This is a genomic window from Streptomyces varsoviensis (assembly GCF_000718635.1).
GTDB classification, from domain to species: Bacteria; Actinomycetota; Actinomycetes; order Streptomycetales; family Streptomycetaceae; genus Streptomyces; species Streptomyces varsoviensis.
In genome coordinates this window covers 74,718-94,257 of sequence record NZ_JOBF01000002.1, presented here as the reverse complement: position 1 = coordinate 94,257, position 19,540 = coordinate 74,718, and the positions used below count along the sequence as shown (strand labels likewise).

The following is a 19,540-nucleotide window of genomic DNA, read 5'->3' as shown; positions in this document are numbered from 1 at the left end:
GCTAACGTCGCGGAAAACGAATAGGTCCGGATGGTGGCCGTTCGGGCCCGCTTACCATGAGGCACGTGAACCACATGAACGACCCGTACGAACTGCGCGAAGGCGTGCCCTCCGTCGAGACCTTCCGCCGTCTGCGCACCGACGCCGGGCTCTCGGACCGCGACCCCGAGGCGGTCGCCCTGGCACTGGCCGGCACCTGGCACGGCGTGGTCCTGCACCACGAGGGCGAGCCCATCGGGATGGGGCGGATCGTCGGCGACGGCGGTACCGCGTTCCAGATCGTCGACATCTGCGTACACCCGGCGCACCAGGGGCGCGGTCTCGGCCGGCGCGTCATGGCCGCGCTCACCGACGAGCTGGAGCGCCGGGCGCCCGCCACCGCGTACGTCTCGCTGATCGCGGACGGCCCGGCGCGGTTCCTCTACGAGAAGTTCGGTTTCGCCGACGTCGCCGAGCACGGTTCCGTCGGCATGTACCGCTTCATGCGCGGCGATTGACGGTTCGGCGGCCTGGTTCGCCCGCCGGTCGCCCGCGGCTCCTCAGACGCGGCTGACGCGGGTGCCCGCGGCTTCGAGCGCCGTGGTCTCGTCGGCGGGCGCGGTGGTGTCGGTGACGAGGGTGTGCAGGAGGGTGGAGGGGCCGACGCGGGCGTAGGCGGTGCGGCCGAGTTTTCCGCCGTCCGTGGCGGCGATGGCGCGTCGGGCCGCGGCGATGCTCGCCTGCTTCACCGCGGCGTCGTCGAGGTCGTAGGCGGTCAGGCCGTCGGCGGCGGTCAGGCCGCAGCAGCCGACGACGGCGGTGTCGAAGCGCAGGGCCGCCAGGGAGGCGAGGGCGAGGGGGCTGGTGAGGGCGCCCTCGGGGCCCGTGGCTGTGGACCGCGTTCGGGGGCTGGGCGGCACGTCTCCACCGGGCACGAGGAACTGACCGCGGCCCCCGCCGCCTGGCCGCCGCCGCCTTGACCACGGCCCCCGGCACCTGGCCGCCGACCGCGTGAGCGCGGCCCCCGGCGCCTGACGCCCGGCCCCGTGAGCGCGGCGTCCCGCTGGGCGCCGGTGCCCGCGACCTCCCAGCGAACGCCTGTGCGAGGATCGCCGTGTGAACGATCTGCACCTCCGCCGCGCCGACGGCTTCGACGTAGCCGCTCTCGTGCGCCTGCGCGACGATGCCGCCCGCTGGATGCTCGCCCAGGGCGTCGCCGGCCAGTGGCAGCCCGGCGAGCTCGACGAGGACCACTTCCGCCGCGTCATGACGCACGGCGAGGTCTGGATCGCCGAGGCCGGCGACCGCCCGGTCGGGGCGTGGGAGCTGTGGTGGTCGGACGAGGCTGCCTGGGGGCCGCGCCCGCCGGAGGCCGGTTACGTGCACCGGCTGATGGTCGACCACGGCAGCGCCGAGCCGGGTACCGGCCGCCGGCTGCTGCGAGCCGCGGAACGCCGCGTGGCCGAGGCGGGGCGGACGCTCGTACGGCTGGACTGCCTGGCCGGCAACGCGCGGCTGAACGCCTACTACGTCGCCAACGGCTACCGGGTCGTCGGCCGGAAGACGGGCAAGCCGCAACCGGGCGGCGCGCCCAAGTCGTTCACCCTCCTTGAGAAGACCCTGCCGACCGGCGGCGAGGGCTGAACAGCCGGAGCGGGGCGGCGACGTTCGGAGAGATCCCCTACGACCGGCCCCTCCCCGCCCCGCCTACGATGAGCCGCATGTCGCGCGATGCCTCCCCCTCCTCCGTATGGCCGGTCCTGCACTACGACGACACGAGGGCGGCGCTGCGGTTCCTGCGCGACGTGCTCGGCTTCGCCGAGGTGGTCGCAGCGCCGGACGAGCACGGCGGGATCGGGCACGCCGAACTCCGCTGGCCCGGCGGCGGGGCGCTGGTGTTCGGTTCGACCCGGCACAAGGACAGCGTGCACGGGCGGATGCGTGCGGGCAGCAGCGCGGTCTACGTGGTGAGCGACGACGTGGACGCGGTGCACCGGCGGGTGGTCGACGCGGGCGGCGAGGTTCTCGAACCGCCGCACGAGGCCCGCTTCGGGTCGGGCGCCGCGGCGTACGTGTGCACGGTGCGGGACCCGGAGGGCAACTTGTGGACCTTCGGCACCTACCGCGGCCCGTCGCCGACGTAGGGCGCCGGGCAGCCCCAGCGGGCCTCGCCTGGGCGAGGGGCCCTCAAAGGGCCTTGAGGAAGCAGCCCGTGTGGTCGCCGATCGTCACGGTGATCTTCACGGTCTGCCCCTTGCCGGGCAGGAAGATCTGGCCGGGGAACGCGGTGAGCGTCGGCCCGCTGGCGGCCTCGGTGGAGTCCTCCGGTACGGGGGTCGCCTTGTCCGTCCGTACGTAGAAGGCCGGCTCCGAGGGCTCGCCCCCGCCTTTGGGGATCGCCTCGACCCGGAGGAGGGCCTGGGGCGCGGACTCCCCCGCCGCCACCGCGACCCAGAACTTGATGGGTCCGCCGAGACCCGCGTCCATGGTGTAGAAGGGGCCCGCGTACACGCCGCCCGACTGCGGCTCGTTCTCGTCGGGCGATACGGTCCGGCACGTCGCCGCCGCTCGTCCCGTGGGCACCGGGGCCACGTTCGACACCGCGCCGGCCGGTCGTCCGCTCCCGGTGGTGCGGCTCTCGCCTCCACCCGACGCGTCGCAAGCGGCCAGCACCCCCAAGGCCAGCCCCAGTACGGCACCGCCCACCGCTCCGCGACCACGGCCTCGTAACGACATCAGACCCCCCGATCCCGTCGTCGGCATCATCCACCTTGATCTTCCGCCGGACGATGCCGGGCGATCCGGCCGAAGAAGGGGCAAGGGGGTCAGTGGTGGGCGGCCACCATCTTTTCCACCTCCTTGAGTACGAGGCCGGGGCGGTCCTTCGGGATGTCGTGGGAGCTGCCCCGGGCGGTGACGAGCCTTCGCCCCGGACCGTCCTGGGCGAACGAGGCTGCGGCGTCCAGCCAGCGCCGTACGTCCTCGGGCGACCCGTCGAACGGTGTCTTCTCCGAGACGAGGACGGTCGCCGGCACCGAGTCCGGCCACGTGGCGCGGTGGTAGGCCCGGTGCATCGGGACGTAGCTCGCCGCGATGGCGAGGAGCTGGCGGTTCCGCGGCTCGTCCGGGTCCTTCCTCGCCTCCTCGACCTGCGGCCGGTTGAGGGCCACGAGGCGGGCGATCTCCTCGTCCGTGTAGAGCGGGGGCAGGCTGGCGTCGACGAGCACGGCGCCCGAGAGCAGCTTCGGGTTGTTCCTGGCGAAGTAGGTCGCGATCTCGCCGGCCTGGGAGTGGGACACCAGGGTCACGTTCCCGGTGACGCCGAGCTGCCGGAGCCCCGCTTCGAGGTCGCTGACGGCGCTCTTGACCCGCCAGGGGCCGGGCACCGCGTCGCTCTTGCCGAGTCCGGCCCGGTCGTAGGTGATGACGGTGGCGCCGGTGGCCTCGTGGAGCCGGGGAACGATGCCGTTCCAGTACGAGGAGTCCTCGCCGCCGCCCGCGTCCAGCACGACGGTGGCTCCGCGGCCCGGCGTGACGTGGAAGGCCAGCCGGTGACCGGCGTTTTCGATCATGTGCAACTCCGCCGCGCCCGCCCGGCCGGTCGCGGACGAGACGGTGTGCGCCGAGGGCGGGCGCCGGGCGGCGGAGCCGTGGCCGTCGCAGGCTGTGACGGCGCCGGCGGTCAGCGCCAGCAGGGCGAGGGCCGCCGAGGCCCGGAGTGCGGGGCGGCGCCGGTCGATGGTCGCGCGGAACATGAACTGACCCTTCGGTTACGGGAGTTGTCGAACCTGTGGATCGCTCCATCATTCGGCGGACGGCTCGGCCGCGGAAACCGGCTGGGGCGCGTGCCAGTGGTGTAACCGGCACCACTGTGCGCGGTGGGGCTCTCCCCCAGGCGTACGGCCAGGTATACGGCCAGGGGCCCGGCCCGCGTGGGGGTCAGAGGTAGCCGGGGAAGGGCTGGACGCCGGTGAGGACGGCGCCGGCGGCGTCGTACATGCCCTCTTGGAGGAAGGCGTGCTGGGGCACCACGGAGGCATCGCGCAGGTAGCGCTGCATGGTGCTGTCGTCGGCGATGGCGCGGATGCCCGCGAGTTGGTAGGCGGCCCGGACGACCTCGAAGGAGACCCGCGCGGCGTGGGCGGAGGCCAGCCGCAACAGGCTCGCCTGATGGGCGGTCGCCTCGTCGCCGCGTTCGACGGTCTGCCACGCCTCGTCGGTGACCTCGTAGAAGAAGGCCCGTACCGAGCGCAGGCGCGCCTCGGCCCGTCCGACGGAGATGCGGTACGAGGCGCGGTCCGCGGCGACCGGGCCCCCGGTGTAACTCGCCCGCCCGCCCTCGGAGATGACCTGGTCGAGGGCGGCACGGGCCACGCCGAGGCCGACGACCGCCAGGACCTGCGCGGCGTAGGGGACGGCCGGGTAGCGGAAGAGCGGTTCGTCGACGGTGGGCGGGCCGCCGCGCACGAAGGTCCAGTCGTCGGGGACCACCACGTCCTCGACGACGAGGTCGTGGCTGCCGGTGCCGCGCATGCCGATGACGTTCCAGTTCTCGGCGATCTCGACCTGGTCGGGCCGCAGCAGCGCGGTGCGCGGCCGCCCGGCCCGGTCCTCGCCGGCCGTGACGCCGACGCCCAGCACGTCCGCGCCCTTGCAGCCGCTGGCGAACTTCCAGCGCCCGGTCACCTGGTGTCCCCCGCCGGGCGCCGGCGCGGCCCGCTGGACGGGGAACAGTCCGGCCGCGAAGGCGACGTCGGGGCCCTGCGCGTACAGCTCCGCCTGTGTGTCCAGGGGCAGCGCGGCGAGGTAGACCAGCGAGGAGCCGAAGCTGGCGACCCACCCCGCCGACGCGTCGACTTCGGAGATCCGCTCGATACGGCGGAGGAAGCGGGCCGGGGGCAGCGGCTCGCCGCCGAACCGCCGTGGGGTGCTCGCCCGGTAGAGCCCCGCCTTCTTGAATTCGTCGATCATGTCCCGGGTTACGTGCCGCTTCTCCTCGAATTCCTGGCGCCGCCGCGCCACCGATTCCAGTACCCGGTCGAATGCCTTCTCGTCCGGATTCCCGGCCGTGGCAGCCGATTTCACGGAATTGTCCAGCATATGCGTCATGAAGAAGTCCTCCGGCAGCGGCCTGACTGTTTCTGTGCGTCGCCTCACCGGCAAGCTATGCGGGCGTCACGCGCCGCGACAATCGGGAATCGGCCGCGCCGTGTAGGGGATTTCCCCCGGTTTCCGGCAGCGTCCCCCGGTTTCCCGCGGCGTCCTCCGGATTCCCGCGGCGTCCCGCGGTGTCCGTCTCGCGGTGGCCCTTGGCGGCCCGCGGTGTCCCTTTGGCGGCCCGCAGTGTCCCGCAGTGTCACTCAGCGGGCCTCGGTTTCGAGAAGGCGCGTCGTCACGGGCTGCGCCGGCACAGCGGCAGCCGGAAGCGGAAGACGGCCCCGCGTGGCGCGTTGTCGGCGGCTTCGATCTCTCCCCCGTGCCGGCTGATGATGCGGTGGCTCAGGGCGAGCCCGATGCCGTGCCCGTCGCCCTTCGAGCTGAACGCCCCCTCGAAGATCCGGTCGACCCGCACGCCGGACAGGCCCTTGCCCGCGTCGACGACCTCGACTTCGGCGGAGCCCGCCCGCTCCCGCGTCCGGATGACCACGGTGCGCCGTTCGACGGGCCACCGGGCCATCTCCTCGACGGCGTTGAAGGCCAGGTTCATCACGACCTGGCCGATCAGGACCTTCTCGCAGTGCACCGGAAGCGGCCGGTCGGTGGTGTCCCAGCGCAGGGTCACGCCGTGTTCGCGGGCGCGTACCTCGATGAAGCAGGCGCAGTCGGCCACGATGTCGTTCAGGTCGACGCGTTGCTTCGACTGCTCCAGCCGCACGACGTACGCGCGCAGGCTGCGCAGGATCTGGGCCGCGCGGTCCAGTTGCCGGGTGGCCGCCTCCAGCCCCCAGGTGAGCGCGGAGCCCTCGGCGTCCCCGGCGAGCCGGCTCCGTACGCCTGCCACGAAGTTGTGGGCGGCGGCGATGGGCTGGCTGACCTCGTGCGCGATGGCCATGGCCATGTCGCCCATGGCGTTGTAACGGGCGAGGTGGTTGAGGTACTGCGCGTCGCGCCGGTGCTCCTCCTCGGCCCGTACCGCGGCGGTGACGTCGTGGCAGAGCAGCAGCAGTCCGCGCAGGTCGTGCTCGATGTCGAGGTAGCGGCAGCGCACGGCGAACCAGCGCTCCGACCCGTCCGCCGCGGCGGGCGCCGCCAGTCGGCAGCGGGCGTCGACGGGCCCGCCGCCGCTGCGGGAAGCGGCCAGCAGATCACGGAGCACGGACGCGGAGTCGGGGGCCAGGAAGGCGGCGAACGGGGTGCCCAGCAGGGTCTCCGGGTCCCGGCCGAGCAGCCCGCCGGCCGACTCGCTCGCGAACACGGCGCGCCCCTCGTCGTCGAGGACGACGATGCCCTCGTCGAGGTCGCGCAGGAACGCCTGGAGCCTGCCTTCCGTGCGGCTCAGGTCCCGGCGTGTGGCCTTCTCCTCCGCGATGTCGCGGAACTGCACCATGACGACCGGGCCACGCGCCAGGTCCACGCGCACCGCGCGGGCCTCGCTGATGATGTCGTGGCCCGCTTTCGACCGGTAGCACCACTCCGTCACGCTGGCGCCCTCGTCGACCGCGCGCTGGAGCCACGCCCGGCCGGCCTCGCGCCGGTAGGGGCGGGCCCGGGAGCTCATGTCGGGGGCCTTCAACGGGAGCAGTTCGTCGAGGGTGAAGCCGAGGGCCGCGCGGGCGGCCGGGTTGGCCCACAGGATGTCCTTGGTCCGCGCGTCGTGTACGAGCACGCAGTGCTCGATCGCGGTGAGCAGCCGCGCCAGGTCGGCCGGGTCGAAGTCCGGGGCCTGGCCGGAGGGGGCGGCCTGGCCGGAGGGGGCGGCCGGGGCGGAGGGAGCGGCCGGGGCGGAGGCGGGCGCCGAGCCGGACGGCTCGTACGCGGGCGCCTCAGCGTGCTCGGCGGTGGCTGCGGGAAGGTCGGTCACGCGCGTCACACCTCGCACTGGCCGAGCCCGCAGCGCATCATGTCGCCGATGAGGGCGCCGAGGGTGTCCGCCGAGGTCTTCTCCCTGATCCGGGCGCGGTGGGCGTCCACCGTCTTGAGGCTGATGCCGAGCCCGCGGGCGATCAGCTTGCTGGGCTCCCCGGCGATGACCCGGCGGAGGATCTCGCGTTCGCGCGGGCTCAGCCGCGAGAGCCGCCGTTCGACCGCTTGCCGTTCGGCCCGTCGGGCGTAGCGGCGGCCCGCCGTGCGCAGGGCTTCCTGTACGACGTCCAGCATGCGCTGCGGGTCGTACGGCTTCTCCAGGAAGTCCACCGCGCCCCGTTGCAGCGCCCTGACCGACATGGCGATGTCGCCGTGGGCGGAGACGAACACCACCGGCAGCACGGCGTCGCGGGAGTTCAGCAGCTCCTGGACGCGGAAGCCGCCGGTACCCGGCATGCGTACGTCCAGTACGAGACAGGCGGGGCGTTCGGCGTCGAAGGCGGCCAGGAAGGAGTCGGCGTCGGTGAAGCACCGGGTGCGGATGTGCACCGACTCCAGCAGCCAGGCCAGGGAGAGGCACAGCTCCTGGTCGTCGTCGACGACGTAGACGAGGTCCGCCGGCGCACCGGCCGGGCGGCCCGCGCCGGCCGGTCGCTCGCCGGCCTGGGCGGCTCCGGCGTGGGGGCCCTGCGCGGGCGCGGTCGCGGTCATCGTTCCTCGCTTCCGGGCGCCCACTGTCCTGTGTCCTGTGTCCTGGGCCCCGTGCCCGGTGCCCCGCCTCCAGCGAACGCCGAGCGGAGGGGCGCGTTCCGCGGCGCGGCGGCGGCTCCGACGCTAGGCGGCGGCCACGCGCGCGATGTGCGGCGCGGTGCACGGCCAACCACCAGCCCGTGCACTTCTCTTGACGGCCCGGTGCCGCAGCAGGGCCTTTACGCGGACTGATCCCGGATGAAACATTGACCAACGCGCTGCGGCTTTCCGCACGCCCTCGTGACATGAACGGCGCCCGGCAGGTGGAGCACAGATTGCGTGTGAGCGTGAATACCGAATCCGTCGCCGCGGCGGAGCGTTTCGACTACTGGGCGCACGAGGTGTCGAGGATATTCGGAGCGCTGGAGAGCCGCCCCGGCGGCGCGGACCGGTCCGCTTTCCACGCGCGGGCGGTCGGCGACTCGCTGGGCCCGCTGCGCTTCGCCGAGATCGACGCGGCGCCCCAGACCGTCCGGCGGGTCGAACCCGCGCCCGCACGGGACGACGGCGGGCACGGCGGCCACTACAAGGTGGCCGTGCAGATCGCCGGAGCGTGCCTGGTCGAGCAGGACGGTGTGCGCGGGGCGCTGGGGCCGGGCGACATCGCCCTGTGCGACACCACGCGGCCGTACTCCTTCACGTACGACCGCGGCTTCCGTACCGTCCTCATGCTGCTGCCGCGCGCCCTGCTGCCGGTCCGTCCCGAGCTGATGCGCACGATCACGGGGCGCCGGCTCGGCGCGGACGGCGGGGTGGCGGCGGTCGTGGGGCCGTTCGTACGGTCGCTGAGCCGGCAGAGCGCGGCGTGCTCCGAGGCGGCGGTGACGAGTCTGACGGACGGTGCCGTGTCGCTGGTGACGGCGCTGGCCTGGGAACGGCTGGCGGCCCGGGAGCGGCCCGTGCCGCAGAACGCGATGTTCGCACGCATCAGGGCGTATATCGAGGCGCGGCTGGCGCATCCGGATCTGACGCCGGACGCGATCGCCGCGGCCCACGGGGTCTCCCGCCGCTACCTGTTCAAACTGTTCGCCGCCGAGGGGCTGACGGTCGCGGGCTGGATCCGCTGCCGCCGCCTGGAGCACTGCGCCCGCGAACTGGCCAGTCCGGCCGCGGCGGACCAGCCGATCAGCAGGGTCGCCGCCCGGTGGGGGCTGCTCGACGGCCGGCACTTCAGCCGCCTCTTCAAGTCCGTCTACGGGCAGACGCCCCGCGACTACCGCCGCCGCTCCCTGGCCGAGGGCGGCGCGGGGACGGGGTGGAACCGGCGCCGGTGATAGACGAGGCCGCCCTCGCCCTCCCCGCCGAGGACGGCGTGGTCCACCTCGACGAACATCACGGTGTGCGAGCCGCGTTCCACCGCTCCCGCGACGCGGCCCAGCACCGACGCCGCGGCGCCGCGCAGCACCGGAGCGCCGTACGAGCCGTCCCACGCGTCGCGGGTCACGGCGAACCGTTCCTCCGCCGACACGCGGCCGGCGAAGGCCAGGGCGACGTCCTCATGGCCCGTGCCGAGCACGTTGACGCAGACCTGTTCATTGGCGCGGAAGACGCCGTGGCTGCGGCTCGACCGGTTGACGCAGACGAGCAGGGTGGGCGGGGTGTCCGTGACGGAGCACACCGCGCTCACGGTGAGTCCGGCGCGGCCGCCGGGGCCGTCGGTGGTGACGACGCTGACGCCGGCGGAGAGCGTCGCCATCGCGTCGCGGAACAGCCGTTGTGTCGGGGCCAGTCGGGCGGGTTGGTCTGCCACCTTCGCTCCTGCCGGGTCCTGGGCGCTCCGGAGATTTCCCGGCCGCCCCGACGCTAGGGCGCGGCGGGTGGCGGGCGGTATCGAGACTTCCTCCCGCGCCCGTGCGGATTTCCCCTATCGACTGTCGGCGACGCTCGTGATCCATACGGCCGGCGGCCGTCTGCTACCGGCTTCGACCACCGGCCGCCGCCGTGCCCCACCGCCCCGCTCCTGACGGCTGACCCGCCGTCACCGCGGCTCGCCGCGCAGCGGGCGCCCCGGGAGCGCGTCGGGCAACAGTTCGCCCCCGCTGATCACCGGCTCCCCGCCCAAGCAGGTACCGGACGCCCGCGGAGGGGCCGGTGGTGGGGTCGGTGTAGGTGGCGGCATCGGTGATGGCCGCGGGGTCGAGGAGGACGATGTCGGCGTCCGCGCCGATGCCGAGGCGGCCCTTCGTCCGGGCCGCCGGCGCGGCGTCGTCGAGGAAGACGGCGCCGATGGCGGTGCTGCCGGCGCCGTACGGATACGCCTCGACCGTCGCCCGCGAGCCGGCGCGCCGGGCGCCTTCGAGCGCGCCGAGCGCCCGGTGCGCGCCGCGTTGTTCGGATCTTGATTGTTCGGTGCTGATCACCGACAACGAACAACGCGCCTTTGCTAAGCAAGGGGCAGCCGGCTGAGCGATCACCCAACCGAAGGGCCGCCATCGGCGCGGACTCGAAACCGTCACCGGCGCGACCGTCTTTCACCGGCGCGGCCCGCCCTCGCCGGCGTGGCCGTCGCCGTCATCACGAGAGGCAGGAACTCCCCATGGTCACCAGACGCAACGTCCTCCAGCTCGGCGGGCTCGCCGCCGGCGCGTGGGCGCTCGGGGCGCCGTCGATCGCGCACGCGGGCACTCGCAAGCCGCCGCCGGGCGACCACGTGCCCGCGCCGGAGCTCGGCCCGCGCATAGCCTGCGCGGTGCCGCCCAATCACGATGTCGAGGTCATCAAGACCGTCTACAAGGTCGGCAGCGATCTGGGCGTGAACGACAAGGTCATGCTCGCCGGTTTCGAGGCGGGCTGGGTCGAGTCGCACATGAACAACCTCGGCTGCGGTGACCGCGACTCGGTCGGCGTGTTCCAGCAGCGGCCGAGCCAGGGCTGGGGCACGCGCGAGCAGTGCATGAACGTGGCGTACGCCTCGAATTCCTTCTTCACCCGCGCCATCGGCGTCGACCGGAACAATCCGGGCTGGAGCGCGGGCCAAGTCGCGCAGGGCGTACAGCGGTCGGCGTTTCCGGACCGCTATGACCAGTCCGCGGCCAAGGCCCGCGCGCTCATCGACGAGGCCGCGCGGCTCAATCACCCGCAGCCGCCGGTGACGACGGTGCCCGGGTCGTGGGCGTATGAATGGGGCAATCAGCAGCACGCGTTCGGGCGGGCGCCGGACAATACGCTGTCGCACTGGTACTGGGCGCCGGATTCCGGGGTCAATTTGGTGACGTGGGGCCCGCAGAAGCTCGTGGGCAAGCCGAACGGGTTCGTCTGGCACGACCAGCAGCACGCGTTCGGCCGGAGCCCGGACAATACGCTGGCGCACTGGTGGTGGACGCCGCAGGGCGGCGTCGCGTACGCGGACTGGGCCGGCGAGTGCTACAGCGATCCGGCGACGTATGTATGGGGAATGTACGACCAGCAGCACATCTTCGCGAAGGGCGCCAACAACTCGCTGTTCCACTGGTACTGGGACCCGGCGACGCAGCGGGTGGAGCGAGTCGAATGGGGCCGTCAGGGGTTCGTCGGGAACCCCTCGGGGTTCGCCTGGGTCGATCAGCAGCATGTGTTCGCGCGGTCCCCGCAGAACACCCTGGCGCACTGGTGGTGGACGCCGCAGGGCGGCGTCGCGTACGCGGACTGGGGCGGTCAGTGCTTCAGCGATCCGGTGAGCTATGTGTTCCCGCCCTACAACCAGCAGCACATTTTCGGGCGGGCGGCGGATGACACGCTGTTCCATTGGTTCTGGGACCCGGGTACGCAGCGCGTGGAGACGGTGAGCTGGGGGCCGCAGAAGTTCGTCGGCAATCCCTCCGGTTTCGTCTGGCACGACCAGCAGCACGTGTTCGCGCGGACCCCCCAGAACACTTTGGCGCACTGGTGGTGGACCCCGCAGGGCGGCGTCGCGTACGCGGACTGGGGCGGCGAATGCCACGCCGATCCGGCGTCCTACGCCTTCACCCCGTACGACCAGCAGCACATCTTCTCCAAGGCCGCCGACGGGGAGCTCTCCCATTGGTACTGGGACCCGGGAACGCAGAAGGTCGAGACCGTCCTGTGGGGCGGCCAACTGGCCTGACGGCCAGGGGTTTCGGAATTAAGAAAACAACGAGAACGCTGGTGCCCGAGTGCCCCCTGATGAAAAATTCGGGGCAACGAGGGAGGTGTCGCCAGTGCCCCGCAAGGAGCGCCCGTTGGATGCCGGGGACTCCCCGGCCCTGCGATTCGCAGCGGACCTTCGACAACTGCGCCGAACGGCCGGGAATCCGACGTACCGGCAACTGTCCGAGCGCGCCCACTATTCGATAGCGACGCTGTCGAGCGCCGCCGCGGGCCGGTCGCTGCCCTCGCGGACGGTGACCCTGGCCTACGTCCGCGCCTGCGCGGGCGACGTGCCGGAGTGGGAGCGCAGATGGCACGAGGCGGCCGCGCAGATCGCGGCCGCCGACGCCGCGCCCGGCGGCCCCTCGGCCGCCGGGCCGGACGGCGCGCGGGGCGAGCGGCGACCGCCCTACGCCGGCCCGGCGGCGTACCAGCCCGACGACCGCGACTGGTTCTTCGGGCGGGAACGCCTCGTCGACGAGCTGGCCGCGCGGCTCGGGCGGCAGCGGCTCGTGGTCCTGTTCGGGCCGTCCGGCTCCGGCGCCTCCTCCGTTCTGCGCGCCGGGCTGCTGCCGCGGCTGCGGGCCGCACCGGGGGCGCGTACCGCCGTCGTCCTCACGCCGGGGCCGAGCCCCTGGGAGGAGTGCGCGATCCACCTCGCCACGGCCGCCCGCACCACCCCCGGCCCGCTGTGGAACGAGCTGACGGACGGGCGGTTCGGCCTGCACCGGGCCGTACGCCAGATCACCGCGGCCGGAGGCGGCGGCGCCGAGGTCGTCCTGGTGATCGACCAGTTCGAGGAGGTCTTCACGCGGTGCGTGTCGCGCGCGCAGCGCGCCGCCTTCATCGCCGGCCTGCTCACCGCCCTTCGCGCGCCGGACAGCCGCTGCCGCGTGGTGCTGGGCGTGCGGGCGGACTTCTACGGGCGCTGCGCCCGCCATCCCGAGCTGGGCGCGGCGCTGCCCGCCGCCGAGGTCTTCGTGGCGCCGATGACCCCGGACGAACTGCGGAGCGCCGTCACGGGCCCGGCACGGCGCGCCGGGCTCAGCGTCGAAGGGGCCCTGCTCGCCACGGTGCTGACGCACGCGCGCGGCGAGGCGGGCGCGTTACCCCTGCTCTCGCAGGCGCTGCTGGAGACCTGGCGGCGAAGACGCGGCAACGCGCTGACCCTGGCCGCGTTCCAGGCGGCCGGCGGCATCGAGGGGGCCCTCGCGCAGGCCGCGGAGCGCCTCTACGCCTCCTTGACCGGCGGGCAGCGCGAGAGCGCCCGGCACGTCTTCCTGCGCCTCGCCGCCCTCGGCGGGCGCTCCGGAGGCGGCGTCGAGCGCGCGGAGCTGTACTGCCCCGACGACGGCCCACAGGACACGGCGACCGTCCTCGAACGCGCCGCCCGCGCACGGTTACTGGTCCTCGACCGCGACCGGGTGGCCCTCGCCCACGAGGCGCTGATCCACTGCTGGCCCCGGCTGCGCGCCTGGCTCGACGAACAGCGCGCGGACCTGCGGCCCCGCCGCCGGCTCGCCGAGGCCGCCCGCGAGTGGGAGGAGCTGGGCCGCGACGACAGCGCCCTGTACCGGGGCGCCCGCCTCGCGGCGGCCCACCGCCTCGCCCGCTCCGGCGGGGCGCGGCCGAGCGTCCGCGAACGGGCTTTCCTGGAGGCCAGTTCGGCCGCCGAGGCCGCCGAGATCGCGCGCGGCGCCCGAGCCCGCCGGCAGGCCGCGCGGCTGCGCGGGCTCGTGGCGCTCCTGTCCGTACTGCTGCTCGTCTCCGTGACCACCACGGTCGACGCGGTACGGACCGGGCCCGCCGTGGAGCGGCCGCGCGACACCGTGCTGTACCGCGAGGCCACGCTGTCCGGCGACACCGCGCTGTCCTACGAGATCGCCGAGGAGGCCGTCGACCTCGTCTCCCCGCGCCCGGCCGAGCACCCCGAATTCGGGCGGCTCAGGCGGTGGGCGCGCCGGTGACGCGGCGTTCGCCGCCGTTCTTCTCCTGCCAGAGGCGGTATACGTCGACGGCCGCGTCGCGCGGCTCGTGGCGCATGGGCAGCCGGCGCTCCTGCCAGGGCTTCCCGATCTCGTCGTAGAACGTGTTCAGCTCGAAGTACTTGCGGTCGTCGACGTAGTGGGGCTCGTAGGCGTCGCGGGTGGTGAGGAAGACGACCTCGTCGGGAGAGCAGTAGTACAGCGAGCCCAGGCACATGGGGCAGGGGTGGGCCAGCACGTAGACGGTGGCGCCGGTCAGGTGCTCGGTGCCCAGTTGCGTACACGCCGCGCGGATGGCGAGGATCTCGGCGTGGGCGGTGGGGTCGCTGGTCTGGGCGACCAGGTTCGGGCTCTCGGCGAGGATCTCGCCGTCCTTGACGATGACGGTCGCGAAGGGCCGGCCGCCCTCGGCGACGTTCTGGCGGGCGAGGTCGATGGTGCGCTGAGCGAAGTCCATGGAAGTCCTCCGGGGACGACGAGGGGCGAGGGGCGGGTGTGTGGGGGTGGAGGCGGGGATACGCGCGTACGGGGCCGGGCCGCCGTTCCTCCGGCCGCGGGACCCCGACGTCTGGTCAGAAGGGCTTGGTCGGCAGGTACTTGCCGTCCAGGGTGATGACGGCGCGCTCGCCGCCCTCGGGGTCGGCGACCTTCTTCACGTCCAGCTTGAAGTTGATCGCGGAGATGATGCCGTCGCCGAACTGCTCGTGGATCAGCGCCTTGAGGGTCGTGCCGTAGACCTGGATCATCTCGTAGAAGCGGTAGATGGTCGGGTCGGTGGGAACCCCGCCGGGTATCGAACCGCGGGTCGGGACGGTCTGGAGCAGCAGCGCCGCGTCCTCGTCCAGCCCCAGCAGTTCGGCGACCGCCTTCGCGGACTCCTCGGGCAGCGGGTGCTGGCCGAGGACGGCGGCGGTGGTGAAGGCCACCGACAGCCCGGCGGCGTCGGCGATCTCCTGCCAGGAGAGGTCTTTACGGGTCTTGGCATCGACGGCGGCGATGGCCAGGGCCTCGCGGGCGCTCGGGTCGAACTGGGCGTGCACCATGATCGGTACGTCCTTTCTCAGGGGGCCTGGGCCGCTTCACGGCCCGGGGTGCGGGGTGGGGCGGCGGTCTGCTCGACGGGGCTGGGGCGTGGCCGGGCCTTCGCCGTCGTCGGCGCCGGTCAGGTCCTCGACCCGGCCGGCGGCGATGTCGAAGACCCAGCCGTGCAGCGCCACCTCGCCCGCCGCCAGGGCGCGGGCGACGGAGGGGTGGGTGGCCAGGTTCGCCAGTTGGGCGCGGACGTTCTCGCGCACCAGGGCGGGGACGCCGCCGTCATTGGCGGCGCGGGCGCGGGAGGCGTCCGCGTGCCGCAGCCAGGCGGCGACGGCCGGGGCGCCGCCGAGGTCGTGGCCCTCGGCCAGCGCGGTCATCGCGCCGCACGCGGAGTGGCCGCAGACGACGATGGACCGCACGCCCAGCACGGCGACGGCGTACTCGATGCTCGCCGCCACCCCGTCGGCCGCGAGGCCGTGGGCGGGCACGAGGTTTCCGGCGGTGCGGATGACGAACAGGTCGCCCGGTTCGGCTCCGGTGAGCAGTTCGGGTACGACGCGCGCGTCGGAGCAGCCGATGAAGAGGGCGTGCGGGTCGTGGTGGGTGGCCAGACGGGCGTAGAGCTCCGCCTTGGCCGGGAAGACGTCCCGCCGGAATCGGGCGACGCCCTCGGCGAGGGCCGGCATCGATCACTCCCTTCGGTGCTGGCCGGCCCTGGTGGGCCGGCCGACGGGATTCACCATGCATCGCCTGGGGCTATAGCGTCCAAGAGCTGTCAGCGATAAGAGTCAGTGTCGCGATCTATGGCCGAAACCATGGCCGAGCGGGCGCCGCCGCCGATCCGGGCCACGCCACCGATGCGAGCCCCGTCTCACGGCTCACACCTCACGTCTCCCGGTCCCCCAAGGCGAGCAGCACGGTGCGCAGATAGCCGTTGAGCCGGTGCTGGTCCTCCGCGGAGAGCGAGGCGAAGAGGTTCAGTTCGGCCTCCGTCTTGACGGCGAAGACGTCGTAGGCGCGTTCGGCCCCCTCCGGGGTGAGGGCGACCGTGACGGAGCGCCGGTCGTGCGGCGTGAAGTCGCGGACGACCCACCCTTTGACCTCCAGTTTCGCCACCCGGTTGGTGACGGCTCCGGAGGTGAGCTGCATCGCGGTCGCGAGCTGACTGGCCGTCAGCCGGTGCTCCGGCGCGCGGAGCAGGCAGGCCAGCAGCTCCAGCGCCCACAACTCGATGCCGTGCGGAGCGAGTTCCCGCTTGACGTCGGTCTCCAGCCGGTGGGCGATGCGGCGCAGGCGGTAGGCGAGCGCCTTGGCCTCCAGCTCCGCGGGGGTGTGCACCTGCGTGAGGACGTCGACGACGCCGTCGACGTAGTCGGTCGCGGGTTCCTGGGACATGGGGGCCTTTCGTCATGCGGTCGAATCAGTTACCGTAAGGTTCATTATCTTAACGTTCGCCTATTGGAGGGTCCATGCGCACCGCACGGGAAATCGCCGGCGCCCTGATCACGACGGCCGGGATGGCTGCCGCCGCCCCGTCCGTCTGGCAGACCGTCACCCACATCACGGACGAGACCTACCGCGCCCCCGAGGCGCGGCACGGCGAGGGCCACGTCCAGTACCACATGGCGCGGGAGGCGCTGATCACCGCCGGGGCCGTGGGCACCCTCGCGATCGGCGTCCTGGCAGGGCCGGGGCGCGGGCGCACGATGTGGCGGGGCATGGCCGCCGCCGCGGCCGGGTTCACGGCCGCCATGTGGTCCGGCGGGCCGACCACCGGTGTCTGGGCGCCGAACCGCGCCGCGTTCGCCATCCATGTCGCCTCCACCACCGGCCTGACCGCCGGCATCCTGCTGCTGCGGCCCACAGGGGCGGACCGGTGAACTCCGACGTCATCATCGCCGGAGCCGGTCCGGTCGGGCTGCTGACCGCCGCGCTGCTGGACAGCGCGGGGTTAAGCGTCCGGGTCTTCGAAAGCGAGGCCGGGCCCAGCGTCTTCTCGAAGGCCACCACGGTGCACCCCCGCACGCTGGAGGTGCTCACCGCGCTGGAGTCCGGCGGCCGGCGGCTGTCCGACGTCCTCGTCTCCGAGGGGCGCAGGATTCCCCGCGCGCATTTCGCGGCGCTGCCCTCGATGCTGGACTACTCGGGCCTGGACACGCCCTTCCCGTTCGTCCTGATGCTCCCGCAGGCCCGCACGGAGCGGGCGCTCCTCGACTGCCTGCGCGAACGCGGCGTCCCCGTGCACTACGGCCGGCCCGTGACCGGCGCCGAGCAGGACGAGGCGGGGGTGCGCGTCCGCACCGGGGACGAGGTGCACGAGGCCCGCTATCTGGTGGGCGCGGACGGCGCCCGCAGCGTGGTCCGCCGGCTGGCGGGCATCGGGTTCCCCGGCACCGGCCCCTCGCTCGTGGGCTTCAACGCAGACGTGGAACTCGCCGCTCCGCCCGAGGGCCCCATGCACCGCTGGAATCTGGAGACCGGCAGCCTGAGCATCGTCCCGCTGCCCGACGGCCAGTACCGGATCTTCGGCACCGAGCCCGTCGACACGGGGCTCACCCCCGACGAGGTGCGCGCGCGGCGTACGGAGCCGCGGTCGCTGGAGCAGGTGGTCGCCCAGGTGCGGCGGATCACCGGCACCGACTGCGGGATACGCGCCATGTCCTGGACCTCGACCGCCACCGACAGCACCCGCAACGCGGACCGGTACCGGGTCGGGCGGACGCTCATCGTCGGCGACGCCGCGCACATCCATCTGCCCGCGGGCGGCCAGGGCCTCAACGTCGGCCTCCAGGACGCCGCCAACCTGGCCTGGAAGCTGGCGGCCGAGCATCAGGGGTGGGCGCCGGACTGGCTGACCGACGGCCCGTTCGACTACGACAGCGAACGCCGGCCGATCTCGACGCGGCTCGCGGCCAACACCCTCGCGCAGGGCGTCCTGATGCACACGTTCACGCCCGGGGGCGAGGCCCTGCGGGGGATGTTCAGCGACCTGATCGCCCAGGACGGCGACACGGCCGACGAGTTGCGGGGATGGCTGTCCGGTCTGGGGCTCGCCTATCCGGCCCCGGAGGGCGCCCAGCCGTTGGTCGGCACCAGGGCGCCCGACCTCGCTCTCGCCGGTTCGTCGCTGCTGCACGCCCTGCGCCAGGACGCCTTCGTCCTCGCCGACTTCACCCCCGACGGCCGCTATGCCCGCGCCGCCGCGCGCCGCGTCGCGGTACGGAACGCCCGGCCCGGTGCCGGGGCCTGGTCCGCGCTGGACGCGGCCCTGATCCGGCCGGACGGCTACGTCGCCGCCGTCGCCCGGTCCGCGGCCTCGGGTTCGGGTTCGGGTTCGGGTTTGGATGCGGACTCGGTCTCCGGCACGCGCGCGGACACGTCGGCGGGTGGGGCGGCGGACGCGCCGGCGGAGGAGGCCGCGTTCATGGAGGAGGTCGCCCGCTGGACCTCGCCGACCATGGCGACGACCCCGTAGGAACGCGTAGGACACGCCCGCCCGGCGGCCGTTGAGCCCCGGCCCGTACGCCCGGAACCGCGCTACCGGGAGGACGCCGGGCGCGGGCCGGGTCAGCGGCGCAGGACCAGCACCGTGCCCCGTGTGACGGTCTCCTTGAAGCGGGCCGAGGCGCGGCCGGTGAGGATGGCGGGGACCGGGCTGTCGTCGGGGCGGGTGAACTGGGTGAGGCCGTCGTCCCGCCCGAGGCTGATGTTCTGCGCGACATAGCGCAGGCGCAGGGGCCTCAGGGCGCGGCCGGTGAGCGAGGCGGCGACGCCGCGCCCGACGTACGCGCCCATCGGCAGCCCCGTCTGGCACGACATGCGGGACGGGGCGCCGTCGGGCCCGTACGCCGCCACCGCGTCGCCGGCCGCGAACACCTCCGGGTGGGAGGTCGAGCGCAGCGTCGGGCCGACCGTGAGCAGGCCGCGGGCGTCGACGGCGAACCCGGCCTCGCGCGCCAGGGCGGGCACCCGGAACCCGGCCGTCCATACGACGCTGTCGGCCGGGATCTCGCCGCCGTCGGCGAGGACCAGGCCGTGCGCGGCGACCTCGGAGACACGGGTGTGCTCCCGGACGGCGATGCCGCGCCGGTCCAGGGCGCGGCGGACGTAGCGCCGGCCGCGTTCGGAGAGCCCTGCGCCGACCTCGCCGTCGGTGACGAGGTGCACCGTGAGGCCGGGGTGGCTCTCGGCCAGTTCGGTGGCCGCCTCGATGCCGGTCAGCCCCGCCCCGGCCACGGCCAGCGCCCCCCGCGCGCCGGCCGTGCGCTCGCGCAGCCGGACCGCGTCCTGGTAGGTGGCCACCGCCGACGCGTGCGCGGCGGCTCCGGGGACGGCCGCGGTATCGGCCCCGCTGCCCAGGGCGTAGACGAGGGTGTCGTACCCGATGGCGTACGGGGCCGAGTCCAGCCGGACCGTACGGGCGGCGGCGTCGACGGCGGTCACCCGGGCGACGACCAGGTCGATGCCCGTACCGGCGAGGAGCCGGGCGAGCGGCAGTTCCTTGAGCGGCCGGCCGGCGGCGAGCTGGTGCAGCCGCACCCGCTCCACGAAATGGCCGACGGCGTTGACCAGGGTGATGCGTACGCCGGTGCCGCGCAGTCGGCGGGCCGCGCCCTTGGCGGCGGACAGTCCGGCGTATCCGGCTCCCAGGACCACGATGTGATGCGTCATGCCTCCTGAAC

Annotated in this window: 20 protein-coding genes and 1 pseudogene; 8 read left to right on the top strand and 13 right to left on the bottom strand. The window is 73.7% G+C overall.

All coding sequences use genetic code 11. The annotated features are described in order from the left end of the window. Window positions 1-74 precede the first annotated feature (74 nt). Complete coding sequence (locus IF55_RS02980; RefSeq protein WP_030874745.1) at window positions 75-497, top strand: GNAT family N-acetyltransferase; 423 nt, start codon at window positions 75-77, stop codon at window positions 495-497. A 42-nt stretch (window positions 498-539) separates the two neighbouring features. Here IF55_RS02980 and IF55_RS02975 read toward each other — a convergent pair. Beyond that, window positions 540-932 (bottom strand): annotated as a pseudogene (locus IF55_RS02975) (DeoR/GlpR family DNA-binding transcription regulator); the annotation flags it as partial. 163 nt (window positions 933-1,095) lie between these two features. Here IF55_RS02975 and IF55_RS02970 point away from each other — a divergent pair. Continuing rightward, window positions 1,096-1,623 (top strand): GNAT family N-acetyltransferase, encoded by a 528-nt coding sequence (locus tag IF55_RS02970; RefSeq protein WP_030874747.1) that lies wholly within the window; start codon window positions 1,096-1,098, stop codon window positions 1,621-1,623. Between the two features lie 77 nt (window positions 1,624-1,700). After that, a complete protein-coding gene (locus IF55_RS02965; protein ID WP_030874748.1) occupies window positions 1,701-2,123 on the top strand; it encodes a VOC family protein in 423 nt (140 codons plus the stop codon). 43 nt (window positions 2,124-2,166) lie between these two features. On the opposite strand, the gene IF55_RS02960 is transcribed toward IF55_RS02965, so the two are convergent. The 5 genes from IF55_RS02960 to IF55_RS02940 all read right to left on the bottom strand — a co-directional run bounded on the left by IF55_RS02960 (window position 2,167) and on the right by IF55_RS02940 (window position 7,713). Next, window positions 2,167-2,562, bottom strand: coding sequence for a hypothetical protein (locus IF55_RS02960; protein WP_157854244.1), 396 nt, complete (start codon window positions 2,560-2,562; stop codon window positions 2,167-2,169). Between the two features lie 242 nt (window positions 2,563-2,804). Continuing rightward, window positions 2,805-3,734 carry an alpha/beta fold hydrolase gene (locus tag IF55_RS02955; protein WP_048831469.1) on the bottom strand — a complete coding sequence of 310 codons (930 nt, stop codon included), beginning with the start codon at window positions 3,732-3,734 and terminating at the stop codon, window positions 2,805-2,807. Between the two features lie 184 nt (window positions 3,735-3,918). Continuing rightward, window positions 3,919-5,088: an acyl-CoA dehydrogenase family protein gene (locus IF55_RS02950; protein ID WP_030874755.1), complete on the bottom strand. Its 1,170-nt coding sequence runs from the start codon at window positions 5,086-5,088 to the stop codon at window positions 3,919-3,921. Between the two features lie 283 nt (window positions 5,089-5,371). Continuing rightward, window positions 5,372-7,000 carry a PAS domain-containing sensor histidine kinase gene (locus IF55_RS02945; RefSeq protein ID WP_245661036.1) on the bottom strand — a complete coding sequence of 543 codons (1,629 nt, stop codon included), beginning with the start codon at window positions 6,998-7,000 and terminating at the stop codon, window positions 5,372-5,374. Window positions 7,001-7,005: 5 nt separating this feature from the next. Further along, window positions 7,006-7,713: a response regulator transcription factor gene (locus IF55_RS02940; RefSeq protein ID WP_078643509.1), complete on the bottom strand. Its 708-nt coding sequence runs from the start codon at window positions 7,711-7,713 to the stop codon at window positions 7,006-7,008. Window positions 7,714-8,039: 326 nt separating this feature from the next. On the opposite strand from IF55_RS02940, the gene IF55_RS02935 reads away from it, so the two are divergent. Beyond that, window positions 8,040-9,026 carry an AraC-like ligand-binding domain-containing protein gene (locus IF55_RS02935; RefSeq protein WP_169767182.1) on the top strand — a complete coding sequence of 329 codons (987 nt, stop codon included), beginning with the start codon at window positions 8,040-8,042 and terminating at the stop codon, window positions 9,024-9,026. Here IF55_RS02935 and IF55_RS02930 read toward each other — a convergent pair. After that, the gene (locus IF55_RS02930; protein ID WP_030874765.1) at window positions 8,966-9,502 is read right to left on the bottom strand and encodes a flavin reductase; all 537 of its coding nucleotides are present in this window, start codon (window positions 9,500-9,502) and stop codon (window positions 8,966-8,968) included. The genes IF55_RS02935 and IF55_RS02930 overlap by 61 nt on opposite strands. A 163-nt stretch (window positions 9,503-9,665) precedes the next feature. Beyond that, a complete protein-coding gene (locus tag IF55_RS39935; protein ID WP_211269932.1) occupies window positions 9,666-10,118 on the bottom strand; it encodes a hypothetical protein in 453 nt (150 codons plus the stop codon). Window positions 10,119-10,288: 170 nt separating this feature from the next. Here IF55_RS39935 and IF55_RS35895 point away from each other — a divergent pair, with 170 nt between their 5' ends. Then, window positions 10,289-11,815: a PLL family lectin gene (locus IF55_RS35895; protein WP_051776005.1), complete on the top strand. Its 1,527-nt coding sequence runs from the start codon at window positions 10,289-10,291 to the stop codon at window positions 11,813-11,815. A 94-nt stretch (window positions 11,816-11,909) separates the two neighbouring features. Then, window positions 11,910-13,805: an nSTAND1 domain-containing NTPase gene (locus IF55_RS02915; RefSeq protein WP_157854245.1), complete on the top strand. Its 1,896-nt coding sequence runs from the start codon at window positions 11,910-11,912 to the stop codon at window positions 13,803-13,805. On the opposite strand, the gene IF55_RS02910 is transcribed toward IF55_RS02915, so the two are convergent. The 4 genes from IF55_RS02910 to IF55_RS02895 all read right to left on the bottom strand — a co-directional run bounded on the left by IF55_RS02910 (window position 13,783) and on the right by IF55_RS02895 (window position 16,253). Next, window positions 13,783-14,280, bottom strand: coding sequence for a nucleoside deaminase (locus tag IF55_RS02910; protein WP_030874770.1), 498 nt, complete (start codon window positions 14,278-14,280; stop codon window positions 13,783-13,785). The two genes, IF55_RS02915 and IF55_RS02910, sit on opposite strands and share 23 nt — an antisense overlap. Before the next feature lie 115 nt (window positions 14,281-14,395). Further along, window positions 14,396-14,866: a cyanase gene (cynS, locus tag IF55_RS02905; RefSeq protein ID WP_030874771.1), complete on the bottom strand. Its 471-nt coding sequence runs from the start codon at window positions 14,864-14,866 to the stop codon at window positions 14,396-14,398. Window positions 14,867-14,902: 36 nt separating this feature from the next. Next, a complete protein-coding gene (locus tag IF55_RS02900) occupies window positions 14,903-15,544 on the bottom strand; it encodes a carbonic anhydrase (protein WP_048831466.1) in 642 nt (213 codons plus the stop codon). A 199-nt stretch (window positions 15,545-15,743) separates the two neighbouring features. Then, the gene (locus IF55_RS02895) at window positions 15,744-16,253 is read right to left on the bottom strand and encodes a MarR family winged helix-turn-helix transcriptional regulator (RefSeq protein WP_030874773.1); all 510 of its coding nucleotides are present in this window, start codon (window positions 16,251-16,253) and stop codon (window positions 15,744-15,746) included. A 74-nt stretch (window positions 16,254-16,327) separates the two neighbouring features. On the opposite strand from IF55_RS02895, the gene IF55_RS02890 reads away from it, so the two are divergent. Both IF55_RS02890 and IF55_RS02885 read left to right on the top strand, forming a co-directional pair. Then, window positions 16,328-16,738 (top strand): hypothetical protein, encoded by a 411-nt coding sequence (locus tag IF55_RS02890; RefSeq protein ID WP_030874774.1) that lies wholly within the window; start codon window positions 16,328-16,330, stop codon window positions 16,736-16,738. Beyond that, a complete protein-coding gene (locus IF55_RS02885; protein ID WP_051776010.1) occupies window positions 16,735-18,333 on the top strand; it encodes an FAD-dependent monooxygenase in 1,599 nt (532 codons plus the stop codon). Before IF55_RS02890 ends, IF55_RS02885 begins: the two co-directional genes overlap by 4 nt. A gap of 92 nt (window positions 18,334-18,425) precedes the next feature. On the opposite strand, the gene IF55_RS02880 is transcribed toward IF55_RS02885, so the two are convergent. Next, on the bottom strand, window positions 18,426-19,529 hold the full coding sequence (locus IF55_RS02880) for an NAD(P)/FAD-dependent oxidoreductase (protein ID WP_030874778.1): 1,104 nt from the start codon (window positions 19,527-19,529) through the stop codon (window positions 18,426-18,428). Between the last annotated feature and the right edge of the window lie 11 nt (window positions 19,530-19,540).